General features: G+C 70.5%; 14 protein-coding genes. 8 read left to right on the forward strand and 6 right to left on the reverse strand.

The window, feature by feature from the left end; genetic code table 11:
* Positions 1–6 precede the first annotated feature (6 nt).
* Both OG223_RS19915 and OG223_RS19920 read left to right on the forward strand, forming a co-directional pair.
* On the forward strand, positions 7–2,301 hold the full coding sequence (locus OG223_RS19915) for an ArnT family glycosyltransferase (protein ID WP_329250224.1): 2,295 nt from the start codon (positions 7–9) through the stop codon (positions 2,299–2,301).
* A gap of 196 nt (positions 2,302–2,497) precedes the next feature.
* Positions 2,498–3,304, forward strand: coding sequence for an endonuclease I family protein (locus tag OG223_RS19920; protein ID WP_329250227.1), 807 nt, complete (start codon positions 2,498–2,500; stop codon positions 3,302–3,304).
* Positions 3,305–3,334: 30 nt separating this feature from the next.
* Here OG223_RS19920 and OG223_RS19925 read toward each other — a convergent pair whose 3' ends face one another.
* Positions 3,335–3,796, reverse strand: coding sequence for an HXXEE domain-containing protein (locus OG223_RS19925; protein ID WP_329250230.1), 462 nt, complete (start codon positions 3,794–3,796; stop codon positions 3,335–3,337).
* On the opposite strand from OG223_RS19925, the gene OG223_RS19930 reads away from it, so the two are divergent.
* Positions 3,795–4,697 carry a carbon-nitrogen hydrolase family protein gene (locus tag OG223_RS19930; protein WP_329250232.1) on the forward strand — a complete coding sequence of 301 codons (903 nt, stop codon included), beginning with the start codon at positions 3,795–3,797 and terminating at the stop codon, positions 4,695–4,697. The two genes, OG223_RS19925 and OG223_RS19930, sit on opposite strands and share 2 nt — an antisense overlap.
* Before the next feature lie 21 nt (positions 4,698–4,718).
* Here OG223_RS19930 and OG223_RS19935 read toward each other — a convergent pair whose 3' ends face one another.
* Positions 4,719–5,501, reverse strand: coding sequence for a GntR family transcriptional regulator (locus tag OG223_RS19935; protein ID WP_329250235.1), 783 nt, complete (start codon positions 5,499–5,501; stop codon positions 4,719–4,721).
* A 177-nt stretch (positions 5,502–5,678) separates the two neighbouring features.
* Here OG223_RS19935 and OG223_RS19940 point away from each other — a divergent pair, with 177 nt between their 5' ends.
* The 3 genes from OG223_RS19940 to OG223_RS19950 all read left to right on the forward strand — a co-directional run bounded on the left by OG223_RS19940 (position 5,679) and on the right by OG223_RS19950 (position 7,858).
* Positions 5,679–6,116 (forward strand): ATP-binding protein, encoded by a 438-nt coding sequence (locus OG223_RS19940; protein ID WP_329250237.1) that lies wholly within the window; start codon positions 5,679–5,681, stop codon positions 6,114–6,116.
* Positions 6,117–6,543: 427 nt separating this feature from the next.
* Positions 6,544–6,795, forward strand: a complete 252-nt coding sequence (locus tag OG223_RS19945) for a hypothetical protein (protein ID WP_329250240.1) — start codon at positions 6,544–6,546, stop codon at positions 6,793–6,795.
* 280 nt (positions 6,796–7,075) lie between these two features.
* Entirely contained in the window at positions 7,076–7,858 is a 783-nt protein-coding gene (locus OG223_RS19950; RefSeq protein ID WP_329250243.1) for a VOC family protein, read from the forward strand.
* 80 nt (positions 7,859–7,938) lie between these two features.
* Here the strand turns inward: OG223_RS19950 and OG223_RS19955 are convergent, their stop codons facing one another.
* The 3 genes from OG223_RS19955 to OG223_RS19965 all read right to left on the reverse strand — a co-directional run bounded on the left by OG223_RS19955 (position 7,939) and on the right by OG223_RS19965 (position 12,183).
* Positions 7,939–9,624 carry a thiamine pyrophosphate-binding protein gene (locus OG223_RS19955; protein WP_329250246.1) on the reverse strand — a complete coding sequence of 562 codons (1,686 nt, stop codon included), beginning with the start codon at positions 9,622–9,624 and terminating at the stop codon, positions 7,939–7,941.
* 56 nt (positions 9,625–9,680) lie between these two features.
* Positions 9,681–10,649 (reverse strand): agmatinase, encoded by a 969-nt coding sequence (gene speB, locus OG223_RS19960; RefSeq protein ID WP_329250248.1) that lies wholly within the window; start codon positions 10,647–10,649, stop codon positions 9,681–9,683.
* Between the two features lie 64 nt (positions 10,650–10,713).
* Positions 10,714–12,183 (reverse strand): sodium:solute symporter, encoded by a 1,470-nt coding sequence (locus OG223_RS19965; RefSeq protein ID WP_329250251.1) that lies wholly within the window; start codon positions 12,181–12,183, stop codon positions 10,714–10,716.
* A gap of 135 nt (positions 12,184–12,318) precedes the next feature.
* On the opposite strand from OG223_RS19965, the gene OG223_RS19970 reads away from it, so the two are divergent.
* A complete protein-coding gene (locus OG223_RS19970; protein ID WP_329250254.1) occupies positions 12,319–13,839 on the forward strand; it encodes a PucR family transcriptional regulator in 1,521 nt (506 codons plus the stop codon).
* A gap of 80 nt (positions 13,840–13,919) precedes the next feature.
* The gene (locus OG223_RS19975) at positions 13,920–14,708 is read left to right on the forward strand and encodes a phosphatase (protein ID WP_329250256.1); all 789 of its coding nucleotides are present in this window, start codon (positions 13,920–13,922) and stop codon (positions 14,706–14,708) included.
* Between the two features lie 43 nt (positions 14,709–14,751).
* Here OG223_RS19975 and OG223_RS19980 read toward each other — a convergent pair whose 3' ends face one another.
* Positions 14,752–15,741 carry a cation diffusion facilitator family transporter gene (locus OG223_RS19980; RefSeq protein ID WP_329250259.1) on the reverse strand — a complete coding sequence of 330 codons (990 nt, stop codon included), beginning with the start codon at positions 15,739–15,741 and terminating at the stop codon, positions 14,752–14,754.
* Position 15,742: the final 1 nt, after the last annotated feature.

Consider the following 15,742-nt stretch of genomic DNA (forward strand, 5'->3'; position numbering starts at 1 on the left):
GCGTGGGTGACATCTGCCACCGATCCGCACCCCCACACCGAACCAGCGTCCGCCGACTGGCCGCCGCCGGCCACACCCGCCGAGGCGCCACCCGAGAAGACACCGCGCTGGTCGCTGCCCGCGCTCGTCGCCATCCTGGTCCTGGCGGCCGTGCTGTACTCCTGGAACCTGACCGGCTCCAGCATGAACAGCTTCTACAGCAGCGCCATCTACAGCGGCACGCAGAGCTGGAAGGCCTGGTTCTTCGGCTCGCTGGACGCCGGCAACTTCATCACGGTCGACAAGCCGCCCTTCTCCCTCATGGTGATGGGCCTGTCGTGCCGGATCTTCGGCTTCGGCACCTGGCAGATGATGCTGCCGGAGGTCGCCGCCGCGCTCGGCACGATCTGGATCCTGCACACCTCCGTGAAGCGGTACTTCGGGCACGTGGCCGCGACCATCGCGGCCCTGGTCCTCGCGCTCACCCCGATCACGGTCGCCATCAACCGTGACAACAACCCCGACACCCTCCTCGTCCTGCTGATGGTGGGGGGCGCGGCCCTCGGCCTGCGCGCCGTGCGCACCGAGCGACTGCTGCCGCTGATCGGCTCCGCGGTCTGCTTCGGCTTCGCGTTCAACACCAAGCTGCTCCAGGGCTACATCGCGCTGCCCGCCGTCTTCGCCGTGTACCTGTTCGCGTCGAAGCTCGGCTGGAAGAAGAAGCTGGTCCAACTGGCCCTGGCCACGGTCGCGTTGGCCGTCTCCAGCTTCTGGTGGGCCACGGCCGTCTCCCTCGTCCCGGCCTCCGACCGCCCCTACATCGGCGGCTCGACGGACGGCACGGCCTGGGACCTGATCATGGGCTACGACGGCTTCGGCCGCGTGTTCGGCGGCGAGGGCAACGGCGGCGGAGGCGGGGGTGGTGGCGGCGGTACGTTCGCCGGCACCGCGGGCCTCGGCCGGATGTTCAACGACATCCTCGGCGGCCAGATCTCCTGGCTGCTCCCCTTCTCGGCCATCGCCCTGATCGCCGGCCTGGTCCTGGTCGGCCGCGCCCCGCGCACCGACGCGACGCGCGCCGCGCTGGTCATGTGGGGCGGCTGGACGCTGCTCCACTACGTCACCTTCAGCATGGCCCAGGGCACGATGCACCCGTACTACACGACCGCGCTCGCCCCGGGCATCGCGGCCCTGTGCGGTGGCGGCGGCGTGATGCTGTGGCGTGCCTTCCGCGGTGACGACGCGCGCTGGTCGTGGGTCCTGCCGGCCGGCCTCGCGGTCACCGGCATCTGGGCGATCGTCGTCCTGCGCCGCGCCTCCGGCTGGAACACCTGGCTGTGGCCGACGATCGGCGTCCTGATGGTCCTCGCGATCGTGGGCCTGTTCGTCTTCCGCTCCGGCAACCGCGGCCGGCTCCTCACGGCATCCATCGCGGCGGCGATCATCGCGGCCCTGGCCGGCCCGACGGCGTACGCCGTGACCCCGGCGGCGTCGAGCGGCTCCGGCGGCGGCATGGGCGGTACGAACCCGACGGCCGGTCCGTCGACCGGCGGCGGCATGGGCGGCGGTCCCGGCGGCGGCGGTGGCAACCGCGGCGGCTTCGGCGGCGGCGAGGGCGGTCCCGGTGCGATGGCCGGCGGCGGCACCCAGCAGGGTGGCGGTCAGGCGAGCGGCGAGGCGCCCGGCGGGATGACGCCGGGTGGCGGCGGCACGGGTGAGCTGCCGCAGGGCGGCGGAGCACCGAGCGGGGCGCCGAGCGGCGGCACCGCGGGTGGCCAACAGGGCGGTACCACCGGGGAGTTCCCCGGTGGCGGTACGGCTCCCGGCGGGACCGGCACCGGTACGGCTCCGGGCGGCACCGGCGGTACGCGCGGCGGCTTCGGTGGGGGCGGCGGCATGGGCGGCACCACGTCCAGCGCGCTGATCTCGTACCTGGAGAAGAACCAGGACGGCGCCAAGTGGCTGCTCGCGGTGTCCAATTCGCAGAGCGCGGGCCAACTGATCCTGAGCACCCACAAGCCCGTCATCTCCATGTGGGGCTTCACCGGCTCCGACCAGGCGATGACCCTCGCCAAGCTCAAGGAGCTGGTGAAGAAGGGCGAGTTGCACTACATCCAGCTCGGCGGCGGCGGAATGGGCGGCAACAGCACCCTGAACACCGAGATCACCGCGTGGGTACAGAAGAACGCGACGGCGGTGAAGGAGAGCACGTACGACAAGAGCGCGACGACGGAGTCTTCGGAGTCGAGCTCGAGCTCCTCGACCTCGTCGACGACCAACACCTCGACGCTGTACCGGCTGGACCCGTCGGACGTGAAGTGACACCGACGTAGACAACCGTGAACGGCCCCCGACCCACCGGTCGGGGGCCGTTTTGGTACGTCAACTCGCGTAGACACGAGGCAAATTGTCGCGTCCGGTCACCTGATCGACACGTCTCGTTTATTTACAGGACCGCATGTGCATGTCACGCTCCCGATTGCCGCCCCATTCAACCCGCGTAGATGGGACACTCTTTATGTTGGCGACTCGCATGCAGCGCTGGAAATCGGTGGCGTTGGCCACCGCCGCCGTCCTGGTGGGCCTCGCGGCCCCGGGCCTGACCGCGACCCCGGCCGCCGCCACAACCACCGCGTACGACGCGACGTACTACAAGAACGCGGTCGGCAAGACGGGGACGACCCTCAAGTCCTCGCTGCACACGATCATCAGCGCCAACGTCACGAAGATCTCGTACTCCGCGGTCTGGAACGCCCTCATGGCCACGGACCAGGACCCGAACAACAGCAGCAACGTGATCCTGCTGTACAGCGGTGTCTCCCGCGCCAAGTCCCTCAACGGCGGTGACGTCGGCGACTGGAACCGCGAGCACACCTGGGCCAAGTCCCACGGCGACTTCGGCGAGGTGGTCGGCCCCGGCACGGACCTGCACCACCTGCGTCCGGCCGACGTCCAGGTCAACAGCATCCGCGGCAACCTGGACTTCGACAACGGCGGCAGCGCGGTCACCAACGGCGGCGGCAGCACCGTCGACTCCGACTCCTTCGCGCCGCGCGCGGCGGACCGGGGCGACGTGGCCCGCATGATCCTCTACATGGCCGTGCGCTACGAGGGCGACGACGGCTTCGCCGACCTGGAGCCCAACGAGAAGGTCGGCAACGGCAGCAACCCCTACATGGGCAAGCTCTCCGTCCTCAAGGCCTGGAACGAGGCGGACCCGCCGAGCGCCTTCGAGGAGAACCGCAACAACGTCATCTACAACACGTACCAGCACAACCGGAACCCGTTCATCGACCACCCGGAGTGGGTCGAGGCGATCTGGTAGACGGCAGTGTCGGGTTGAACTCCCCCTGATTCAGGGGGAGTTCAACCATTTCGCGATCAAACTCGGGACGCTGCCAGCCCCCGCAGCAGCAGCCACATGCGCCCCGACCGTGGCCACCCCGGGCGTGTATCCACGAACAACGGCGGCCTGGCCCAGATGCGTCAGGGCATGCAGCCCGAACCCGTTGAGAGCCGCCTGGTAGAAGCCGGAACGGCCACCCGTACGGTGCCCGTCGGCGGCGGCGAGCGCGACCACCCCGCCCATCACGGCGACGGCCGTAGCGAACTCCCGTCCGTCCATGGACTCCAGCTTCCGCCACACCTGTTCCGGCACGCACGGATACCGCCGCCGCAGCCCGGGCACGTGCCCTCTCGCCCAGCCCGGCATCGCGGCCACCTCCTCCAGATCGTGCACCGCCCAGGCCACCAACAGCCCGAAGGTCACACCGACTTCGACCGCCCGGCCGCCCTCGCCCACGTCGCGTCCGCCCATGGTCGGGAGTCTGGCAGCACCGACCCGCGCCCCAACCCCTCATGTCTACGATGGATCCGTGGCCTCTCCGTCATCGCTTCGCATTGCGACAGCCCAGGTAATGATCAGCGACGACGCCCGCCTGAACGGCCCGGTGATCCGACGGCTGATGCGGGAGGCCGCCGAGGCGGGTGCCCGCCTGATCCTGTTTCCCGAAGGCTGCCTGTCGGGATACGCCAAGGAGCAGATCCGCGACTGGGACCAGGTGGAGTGGCCCGCGGTCGAGGAGGAGCTCCGTCAAGTGGCCGCGCTGGCCGCCGAGTTGCGGCTGTGGGTGGTGCTGGGCAGCGCCCACCGGCTCACCGCGCCGCACCGCCCGCACAACAGCCTGTACGTCATCGCCGACGACGGCCAGGTGGTGGACCGCTACGACAAGCGCTACTGCTCCAACACCGAGATCCTCGACTACTACACACCTGGGTTCACACCGACCACCTTCTCCGTCGACGGATACCGGTTCGGCTGTGCCATCTGTATCGAGATCAACTTCCCGGAACTGTTCGTGGAGTACGAACGCCTGGGAGTGGACTGCCTGTTGCTGTCGGCCTACCCGGTCAATTCGGTCTTCGAGGTCAAGGCCCGTGCGCATGCCGCGATCAACAACTACTGGCTGGCGATGGCCACACCGGCCCAGACCTCCGCTCTTCTCAACTCCGAACTGATCAGCCCGGACGGCACCGTCCTGGCCCGGGCCGACGCCACGACCGAGCTGATCATCGGCGAACTGGACCGCGCCGCCCCCGAGTTCGACATCGCCCTCAACAAGGCCCGCCCCTGGCGGGCCAGCGCCCGCCAGGGCGACATCTACCGCAGCCGCCGCGTCTGCGATCCACGGAGCGACAGTCCGGCCGGCTTCGTCTGACAGGCCGGCGGCGACGCGTACTCAGCCCTCGAAGTCGTACTCCAAGATGTACGACCCCGCGTCCAGCACCATGTCGTTCACCTCGACCGCCTGCCCCTCCGCGTCGAACGCGGTACGCACGACGAGCACCACCGGTACACCGGCCGAAAGGGCGAGCCGGTCGGCCTCCTGTGCGCTGGGCATGCGGGAGCAGATTTCCTCACGGAACCGGACGGGGCGGCGGCCGAGTTCCTCAAGCCTGGCGTACATACCGCCGGGGCCTGTGTCGGGCTGCGCGATCCGCGTACCGGCGACCAGTTCGGCCGGAAGATACGACGTGGACAGCAACACCGGCTTGCCGTCGAGCACGTACCGGCGACGACGCACGCAAACCCGTACCCCCTCGTCACTCAGGCCCAGTACTCCCGCGATCTCAGCCGGGGCGTCCCCCTCGCCCACCTCGACGGAGTCGACGACGAGTTCACGATCCCCGGCATCGGTCGCCCAGACGGAACGCCCCTCGCCCCACTGCGAGTGGGCGAGTCGCTCCAGCCCGCGTCGCCGAATCGGCTTGAAGTCCCGGACGAACACCCCGGCCCCCTTGCGGGCTTCCGCGATGCCCTCCGTCTGGAGAACACCCAGAGCCTGCCGGGCCGTCATCCGCGCCACACCGTGCTCGGCCATGAGGTCGTTCTCGCCGGGAAGCCGCTCACCGGGCCCGTACTCGCCGGCCTCGACTGCCGCCCGCAGTTGCGCCGCGATGCGCTGGTACTTCGGCTGACGCCCCGTGTCCCCGCCGCTCATCCAGGCCTCTCCTCCGGTCATCTCTAGACATCCTAGGCATCAGCCGCCACACCCTCACAGCCGACCACCGATCCGGGACGAGCAATTTCGCACATCTCTAGAGATCTATTGACGCGCCCGCATGCGAGGCGCTTCACTAACCGCAGCCGAGATCTCTAGAGATGTACACCCGCCCGCCGCCTACCGTGGAGGTCTTTCATGCCAGCCCATACCGCGACCGCACAGCCCGCAAGCCCCGACATGCGGGAGGCTCAGTGGCAACTCCCGCGCACCCCGCGCAGTGCGGGGCACGCACGCGCGCTCCTTCGCTTGCAGCTCACGGACTGGAAGATCGCCTGCGAAGTCGCCGACACCGCCGAGCTGTTGCTCTCGGAGCTCGTCACCAACTCCGTCCGGCACGCACGAACTCCGCCCGGCCGCGAAATCGGCGTGCGCTTCGCCACGTACGACGGAAGGCTGCGTGTGGAGGTCGCCGACGCGAGCGACCACCGGCCCCAGCCCCGAGAAGCCGCCCTCGAAGACGAAGGAGGCCGGGGGCTCGCCCTCGTACAGTCCTTGGCGGAGCGCTGGGGATGCTGTCCCCGCCTGCACGGCATCGGAAAGGCGACATGGGCGGAGCTGTCGCTGCCACGATGAGCGCAAGCAACACAGCGGTACAGCCGATAGCGTCGAGAGCGCCGCACACCATATCTAACGCCGCATATGAGGAGATCCCCGTGGCCGACGCCTCCGTTCCCCCGCCGGACCGACCGGCCACGCCGGACGACGCCGTCACGGTGACGCTCACCTACACCGGCGACCAGGCCGAAGTGCTGCGCACACTCGCCCTCTTGGAAGGGCGGACGCCTGAGGAAGTGGCGTTGGACCACATCGCACGCGGCCTTCCGTTGTCCTTCTCCTCGCCCTTGGGAGAGGACTCGGACGCGATGGCCGTTCTGGCGCGGGCCATGTTCGACGGGCCTTCCGACTTGGCCACTCGATCCAGCGAGGACCTGTTCGAGGAAGGTGGCCGTGGAAACGGCATCTGTTCGGCGTCAAGGCAACAGCGGACGCCCTGGCCAGCATGCGCGCCTGGGCAAGCACGGATCGGCTCACACTCGCCACGGTGGGCTGGCCGCTCCTGAGCGAGGCCGAGCGTCTGATGCGTACGTACGCGGATCATGACGCCATCGGCATGACCGACGCGGTCAACGCCGTTCTGGCTTGGGCGTTGCCGCAGCCGGTCGTCCTCGCCCTCGACCATCACTACCGGGATGTCATCGCACCCAGGACCGGGGCCGAGGTTCCACTGCACGTGCTCCCAGCAGTCCGGTAGCGGGTTGAACTGCCTTTGATTCAGAGGGAGTTCAACCGTTCGCACCAATCTCGGGACGCCGCCCTCCCGCGGCACAGCATCTGCCGCACCACCACACCCGTTCCGGCACACGCGGACACCGGCACCGGCACCAGCACCGGCACCGGCACCGGCGAACATTCGGCCGTTCGGAGGAAACCGGAGTCCTGTCGGTGCTCGTACGCCGACGGCGGCGAGCGGGACGGCATCGTGGCTCCCGTTCCGACCAGCCCGCGGCCCCGCTCCCACCCAGGAGGACTTCATGCTCGGTACCGACTTCATCACCGGATCGCCCAACTGGCTCGACCTCGGCAGCCCCGACATCGACGCGGCCGCCGCGTTCTACGGCGCGGTCCTCGGCTGGCAGTTCGTCTCCGCCGGTCCTGACACAGGCGGATACGGGTTCTTCCAGGTGGACGGCAAGACCGTCGCCGCCCTCGGGCCGCTCACCGAGGAAGGGGCGCGGTCCGCCTGGATGATCCACTTCAAGACCGACGACATCACGGCCACCGTCCACGCCGTCACGGCCGGAGGCGGCACCGTACGGATGGAGCCCATGGACGTCATGGGCGAGGGCATGCTGGCGCAGGCCACCGACCCGCAGGGCGCGCAGTTCGCGCTCTGGCAGCCCGGCAGGACGGCGGGCCTGGAACTCACCTCGGCCCCGAACACCCTGCTCTGGGCGGAGCTGCACGCCCCCGACCCGGAGGCGGACATCGCCTTCTACCAGGGCCTGTTCGGCTGGCGCAGCCAGGACATGCAGGCACCCGGCATGACGTACCGGGTACTGAGCACCAGCACCGGCGACCAGCAGGACGCCTCCTTCGGCGGGGTCGCGCCGTTGAACGAGGGCGAGGGCGAACAGCCGCGCTGGGTGCCGTACTTCCACTCGACGGACGTCGACGCCACGATCGACGCGGCGCGGTCCAACGGCGGTTCCGAGCTGATGCCGGCCACGGACGTACCGGAGGTCGGCCGGATCGGCTGGCTCGCGGACCCCTTCGGCGCGGTGTTCGCCCTGCTGAAGCCGGATCCGCGCATGTGAGGGGGCGAGCGCGGGACAAGCTGCGCTCGGGAGCTCCGTAAAGACAGCCGGCGGTGGCGGCCGCCGGCCCACCCAACCCGTCAGTCCAAGTGCGTCGCCGCGAACATCCGCAGCACAGCCGGGAGTACGACCACGGAGGGCCCCGGTTCCGCCAGCGCCTTCGCCAGGTCCGACTCCAGTGCCTCCGGAGTCGTACGGACCCCTCGCACCCCGAACGACTCCGCCAGCGCCACGTAGTCCGGCCGGGTCAGTTCCGTCGCCGTGGCCTCGCCGAAGGCGTCCGTCATGTACTCGCGGAGGATGCCGTAGCCGCCGTCGTCGACGATGAGCCAAGTCACGTTCAGGTCGTACTGCTTGGCCGTCGCCAGCTCCGCGATGGAGTACAGCGCGCCACCGTCGCCGGACACCGCCAGCACCGGCCGCGTCGGGTCCGCCGCCGCCGCGCCCAGTGCCGCCGGGAAGCCGTAGCCGAGGCCGCCCGCGCCCTGGGCGGAGTGGAGGTGGTTGGGGCCCTTCGCGTCGAAGGCCGACCAAGCCCAGTAGGCGAGGATCGTCATGTCCCAGAAGGAGGGGGAGTTGGCGGGGAGCGCCCTGCGTACCGACTCCAACACGCTCTGTTCCAGGGTCAGTTCCTGAGCGGCGATGCGTTCCCGTACGCGGCCCAGCAGCTCGGCCACCCGTTCCGCCGCCGTCGGGTCCGTCCGCTCCGTCACCGTCTCCAGCAGCGCCTGCACCGCGTGCCAAGCGTCCGCGTGGATGCCCAACGCCGGGTGGTTCGACTCCAGTTTGCCGAGGTCCGCCTCGATCTGGACGACCCGGCCGCGCGGCGCGAACGTGTGGTAGTTGGAGGACAGTTCACCCAACCCCGAACCCACCACCAGCACTACGTCCGCGTCCTCCAGGAAGTCCGTCGTGTGGCGGTCCTCCAGCCAGGACTGCAACGACAACGGATGGTTCCACGGGAACGCGCCCTTGCCGCCGGGGGTCGTCACCACCGGGGCCTGGAGCTTCTCCGCCAGTTGCCGCAGCTTCTTCGACGCGTCCGCCCGTACGACTCCCCCGCCCGCGATGATCGCGGGACGCGCCGCGCGCGACAGCAAGTCCGCTGCCACGGCGGTCAGTTCGGGGCGCGGGACCAGGTCCTCCGGGGTCGCGTCCACCGCCGTCACCACCGGGAGGAGAGTCGGAGACAGCAGGACGTCCTGCGGGATCTCCACCCACACCGGGCCGTGCGGAGCCGTGAGCGCCGACTTCCAGGCCTCCGCGATCGCCGACGGGATCTGCGACTGCGCGCGGACCGTGTGAACCGACTTCACCACACCCCTGAACGAGGCGGACTGGTCCGGGAGTTCGTGCAGATAGCCGTGGCGGCCGCCGCCCAGGCCCGCCGTCGGGATCTGGCTGCTGATCGCCAGGACGGGGGCCGAGGCCGCCCGCGCCTCCTGGAGCGCCGCCAGTGACGTCAGCGCGCCGGGGCCCGTCGACAGCAGCAGCGGCGCCGCCTCGCCCGTGATGCGGCCGTACGCGTCCGCCGCGAACCCGGCGTTGTTCTCCACCCGTAGGCCGATGTACCGCAGGTCGGAGCGGCGCAGCGCGTCGAACATGCCGAGCGCGTGCTGGCCCGGCAGGCCGAAGACGGTCGTCGCGCCGAGGCCCGCCAGGGTCTCCACGACCAGGTCACCGCCGTTGCGCCCGGGAGGCGGGTTCAGCGCGGCGGTGATCTGCGCGGCCGTAGGCCGGAGTTCCAGGTCGTGGTCGTGAGTCACTTGATCTCTGTCTCTCTACGAGTCACCGATGCGAATCGCCAACTGCCCCGCGCGTCCTACGCGTTGCGCGCCTCGGCAATCTGACGGGACATGATGGTGATCAGGTCGTACGCGGTGTGCGACGCCGCCACCGACGTGATCTCGGCGTGGTCGTACGCCGGTGCCACCTCGACGACGTCCGCCGACACCAGGTTGCAGGATGCCAGGCCGCGCAGGATCTCCAGAAGTTCGCGGGAGGTCAGACCGCCGGCCTCGGGCGTGCCGGTGCCGGGCGCGTGGGCCGGGTCGAGGCAGTCGATGTCGATGGAGATGTAGAGGGGGCGGTCGCCGATGCGCTGGCGCAGTTGGTCGGCGACCTCGTCGGCGCCCCGGCGGTAGACGTCCGCCGACGTCACGATGCCGAAGCCCATCTTCTCGTCGTCCTTGAGGTCCTGCTTGCCGTACAGCGGACCGCGGATACCGACGTGCGAGAGCGCCTCCGTGTCGAGGATGCCCTCCTCAACTGCCCTGCGGAACGGCGTCCCGTGCGTGTACTCGGCGCCGAAGTACGTGTCCCAGGTGTCGAGATGGGCGTCGAAGTGCAGCAGGGCCACCGGGCCGTGCTTCTTCGCGACGGACCTCAACAGGGGCAGCGCGATGGTGTGATCGCCGCCCAGCGTCATCAACCGCGCGCCGGTGCCCAGGAGTTGGTCCGCGGCCTCCTCGATCGTCTCGACGGCCTCGTTGATGTTGAACGGGTTCGCCGCGATGTCACCGGCGTCCGCGACCTGCGCGAGGGCGAACGGGGAGGCGTCCTGCGCCGGGTTGTACGGCCGCAGCAGCCGGGACGCCTCGCGGATCGCGTTGCCGCCGAAGCGCGCGCCCGGCCGGTAGGAGACACCGGCGTCGAACGGCACCCCGACCACGGCGACATCGGCGCTGCCGACCTCGTCCAGGCGCGGCAGCCGGGCGTAGGTCGCCGGTCCGGCGAACCGCGGGACGCGGGAGGAGTCGACGGGACCGCGAGGCGTCTCGTTGCTGGTCATGGACACTGCCTTCTTTCCTACGCTTCGTCGCGTATGGGGTTGTTTCTAACCTCTGGCCACGAATCTACCGGTGTGCCACGACCGGCTCGGACCCTACTTCGGGTGCACCGCGCCCCGCCAGCCGGTCCCGCCACGCGGCGAGTACGGCCGCGTCGGTCGCCGGCGTGGCGAGGGAGACCGTGACGTAGGCGGCCAGGGACAGCAACAGGCCGTAGTACACGGGCTCGTTGGCGAGGATGCCGTAGGTCGCCATCAGGCCGACGACCGCGAGGCCGCCGACGGCCACGGACGCGAGCGCGCCCTGTGCGGTGCCGCGCTTCCACAGCAGTCCGCCGAGGATCGGGACGAGGAGGCCGCCGACGAGGAGGTTGTACGCCACCGTCAGCGCCTCCACCACGTTGTTCAGCGCGATCGCCGTGACGATCACCGCGACGCCCATGACGAGGATGAAGGCGCGGTTGCCGCGCACCTCGTCGTGCTGCTCCTCCGCGCCGTCCCGCCGGACGGCTCCCCGCAGCTTCGACCAGATGTCGTTGTTGGCGACCGTGGCGCAGGCGATCAGCGCGCCGGAGGACGTCGACATCACGGCGGCGAGCGCAGCCGCGAGCACCAATCCCCTTACCCCGACCGGGAGTTCGTCCTTGACGATGGTCGCGAAGGCGTCGTCCGCGCTGCCGAGGTTCGGGTACAGGACCTTGGCCGCCGTGCCGATGACGGCGCCGGCGAGGGCGTAGACGAGACAGTAGGTGCCCGCGACCGTGCCGCCCCACTTGGCGGTCCTGTCGCTGCCCGCCGTGAACACGCGCTGCCAGATGTCCTGCCCGATGAGCATGCCGAACGTGTAGATCAGGACGTAGGTGAAGATCGTCTCGCCGCCGATGCCCAGCGGGTCGAAGTACCCGGTGGGCAGTTTCGCCCGCATCTCGCCGAAGCCGCCCGCCTTGACGACCGCGATGGGGAGCAGGAGCAGCAGGACGCCGATCGTCTTCACCACGAACTGCACCATGTCCGTCAGCGTGATCGACCACATCCCGCCGAGCGTCGAGTACGCGACGACGATCGAACCGCCGAGGACGATCGCGAGGGTCCGGTTCATGTCGAAGAGGACGTCGAAGATCGTGGCGTAGGCGATCGTCGAGGTGACGGCCAGCATCAGGGTGTAGGCCCACATGACTACGCCGGAGATGACCCCCGCCCGGCCGCCATACCTGAGATCGAGCATCTCCGACACCGTGTACACCTTCAGGCGGGCGATGCGGGCGGAGAAGAAGACGGAGAGGGCGAGCAGGCCGAGGCCGATGGTGAAGACCATCCAGGCGCCGGACAGGCCGTACTGGTAGCCGAGGCCCACCCCGCCGATGGTGGACGCGCCGCCCAGGACGATCGCGGCCATGGTGCCGGAGTACATGACCGGGCCGAGGCGGCGGCCCGCGACCAGGAAGTCGCTCTTCGACTTGGCGCGGCGCATGCCCCACCAGCCCATGGCCAGCATGCCGGCCAGGTAGACGACGATGACGGTGTAGTCGACGGCCATACGGGGGCCTCCTTACGCACGTGCTCGGAGTCTGGGGGACGGCTTGCGCCGCGACTGACCCTAGGTGGCCGGAAAGCGGCTGCGAAGTGTACGTTTCATCCACCCCAGCCCGAGGCGATGGAGGAAACGTCCACCATGCCGGACCTCACCGTTCCGCCCACACCACCCGTGCCCCTCGCCGCCCTGCTGGCCCGCGAGGACCTCGGGCTGCGGCAGATCGCGGGCCCCGCCGACCCCGACACCGTCATCCACTGGGCGCACACGTCGGAGATGCCGGACCCGTATCCGTACCTGCTGGGCGGCGAACTGCTGCTGACGGCGGGCGTCCACATCCCGGAGGCGGCCGGCTCGGGCACGTACTTCGCCGACTACGTCTCCCGGATCGTCGAGGCGGGCGGTGTGGCCCTCGGCTTCGGCGTCGCGCCGGTCCACGACACCGTGCCGCGGGCCCTGGTCGCCGCCTGCGACCACTACGACCTGCCGCTCCTGGAGGTCCCGCCGCCCACCCCGTTCTCCCGCGTGGCCCGCGCGGTCTGGCAACTGATGGCCCAGGCCCGCCTCGCCGAACTCCGCCGCGTCACCGAGGCCCAGCAGAGCCTGGCGGCAGCGGCCTCCCGCCCCGCCCCGATCCCTTCGGTGCTAGGACAACTCGCCCAACGGGTCGGCGGGCGGGCGGTGTTGTACGGGCCCGACGGCACGGAGATCGCGGCGGCGGGGCGGGGCGCGACGGGAGCGGAGACACAGGAGTCGCTGGCGGGACTGGCGCGGGTGGTGCGTCCCACCGAAACACCCTCGTCCGCTACGGCCCCCTCCCCCACGCCCTCGTCCGCGAAGCCCCCCACCTCCGCCACCGACACCGTCCCCGGCGCCCACCTCGCCGCCTACGCCCTCGGCACCGGTCAGGGTTTCGTCCTGGGGGTCGCCGCCCCGCACCGCGACCCCGGCGACCACACCATCGCCTCCGTCGCCGCCGTGCTCCTCTCCCTCCTCACCGGCGAACACCAGAGCCGCACGGGAGCGGACCGGTCCTCGGCGCTCGTACGGCTGCTGCTGGGCTCCCAGCCGGAGGACGTCGCGTCGCTGCTCGGCGGGGACCGGTGGATCGTCGTACAGGCACGGCCCGACGCACCCGCGCCCGCGCCCGACCCCGTCACCGCGTCCGCGCTGGGCGCCGCGCTCGGTTCCGCGCTGATCGACCTGACGCCGGACGTCGTACGGGTACTGGTCCCCGCCGATCGTGAACCCGGCCCGCAGTCCGGCTGGACGCTCGGGGTCAGTGCCGCCGTAGCTCCTCAGGACTGGTCCGTCGCCGACACCCAGGCGGCCCGCGCGCTGGCCCGAGCCCGTGCGACCCGCGCCCCGCTGGTCCGGCACGGCGCTTCCGGCCGGGCCGGTCTCGCCGAGCTGGTCCCGCACGACGAGGCCGAGGCGCACGCCCGTGCCCTCCTGGCGCCGCTCGCCGCGCAGCCCGCGCTCGTCGAGACCCTGCGCACCTGGCTCTCCCTGCACGGGAGTTGGGACCGTACGGCGGTCGCCCTGGCCGTGCACCGCAACACCGTGCGGCAGCGGATCGCCCGGTGCGCGGCGCTGCTGGGCACGGACCTGGACGATCCGGACGTACGGATGGAGCTGTGGTTCGGCCTGCGACACCTGTGAGTGGCCGGGGGTGAGTGATCCACATCCCAGCGTGCGGGACGCCGGGCAAGGGCACAGCCGTCTGCTTCACAATGGGAGGCATGCCGATACCCGGGACCCCCAGCCGCGCCGAGCTCGTCGATCACCTTGTGAAGACCCGTATCGCGGGCGACGTAGCCACGCCCCGTGAGAACAACCTCTCCCACTACCGCAAGCTCGCGAACGGCGACCGCCACTACTGGCTCGGCCTGGAGCTCGGCGACCGCTGGTCCGACGAGCAGGACGTGCTCGCGGTGATGGCGGAGCGGGTGGGTGTCAACGACGACGCCGAGTACCGCTACGGCCAGGACACCATCGACCCGGAGCTGACGATCGCGGGTCTCGACCGGCTGGCGGCGCGGCTGCGCAAGGCGGCCGACGGGCAGCAGCGGGTGCTCTTCGCGACCGGTCACCCCGGTGGCCTGCTCGATGTGCACCGGGCCACGGCCGCCGCGCTGCGCACGGCCGGCTGCGAGATCGTGGTGATCCCGGAGGGGTTGCAGACGGAGGAGGGGTACGTCGTGCAGTTCGCGGACGTGTCCGTCCTGGAGCACGGGGCGACGCTGTGGCACACGCACTCCGGTGAGCCGATGAAGGCGATCCTCACCACCCTGGAGCGCGAGGGCCGCCCGCTGCCGGACCTGGTCGTCGCCGACCACGGCTGGGCGGGTTACGCGGGCCGGCACGGCGTCGACTCCGTCGGTTACGCGGACTGCAACGACCCGGCGCTCTTCCTCGGCGAGTCGGAGGGCACCGTCCAGGTGGCGGTCCCGCTCGACGACCATGTGGTCAGCCCCAGGCACTACGACCCGATGACGGCGTATCTGCTGGCGGAGGCGGGACTCGACTGAGGGGCACCACTCAACTCCCCTGTCACGGCGCTCAACTCCCTTGTCACGGCCAAGGGTTGAGCCCTTCCGCCCGTCGCTGCGCGTACCCCGGTGTCGGGTCCAGATAGACCCGGTTCACCGAGGGGAACGCCTCCCGCAGCCGCTGCTCGGCCTGTTCGCAGGCCCACTCGATCTGCGCGGCGGTCGACACGTCCCGGAAGTCGACCTTCGCCGCCACCAGCGCCTCGCGCGGGCCCTGCACGAGGGTCGTCAACTCCAGTACGGCTTCGATGTGTTCGACGGCGAGGAGTTCCTCCCGGATGCGGTCCCGCATGGCCTTGGGCAGCGGGCGTCCGATGAGGAGTTCCGCGTTGGAACGGCCCAGCACCCAGGCGACGTAGAGCAGCAGCGCGCCGATGCTGAGGGACGCGAGGCCGTCCCAGACGCCGGAGCCGGTGAGCTGTCCGCCGAGCAGGCCGCCGGCCGCGAGGACCAGGCCGACCAAGGCGGCCGAGTCCTCCAGGACCACGGCCTTCACCGCGGTGTCGGGGGTGTAGCGGAGGTAGCGCTTGAAGGAGGCGTCGAAGCGGGCCGCCTCGCCGCGCGCCTGGCGTACGCCCGTCCGCAGGGAGTAGCCCTCCAGGAGGAAGGCGACGCCGAGCACGATGTAGGAGATGAGCGGGTCGCCGAGGTCCTCGCCGGCGACGAGGGTGTGGACGCCGTCGTAGATCGAGAAGACCGCGCCGCCGACGAAGGTGGCGACGGCGGCGAGCATCGCCCAGATGTAGCGCTCGGGGCCGTAGCCGAGGGGGTGTTCCTCGTCGGCGGGTTTCTCGCTGCGTTTGAGGGCGGTGAGGAGGAGGAGTTCGGTGACGGTGTCGGCGACCGAGTGCGCGGCCTCCGAGAGCATCGCGCTGGAGCCGCTGATGACGCCGGCCACCGCCTTGGCGAGCGCGATCCCCAGGTTGGCGACGGCCGCGACGATCACCGTGGCGGTGGACTCGCCGCCCCCGTCGCCTTCCCCTGTCGCCGCTGTCTCCTCGGTTTCTGTCATG

Source organism: Streptomyces sp. NBC_01478, from assembly GCF_036227225.1.
GTDB lineage: Bacteria > Actinomycetota > Actinomycetes > Streptomycetales > Streptomycetaceae > Streptomyces.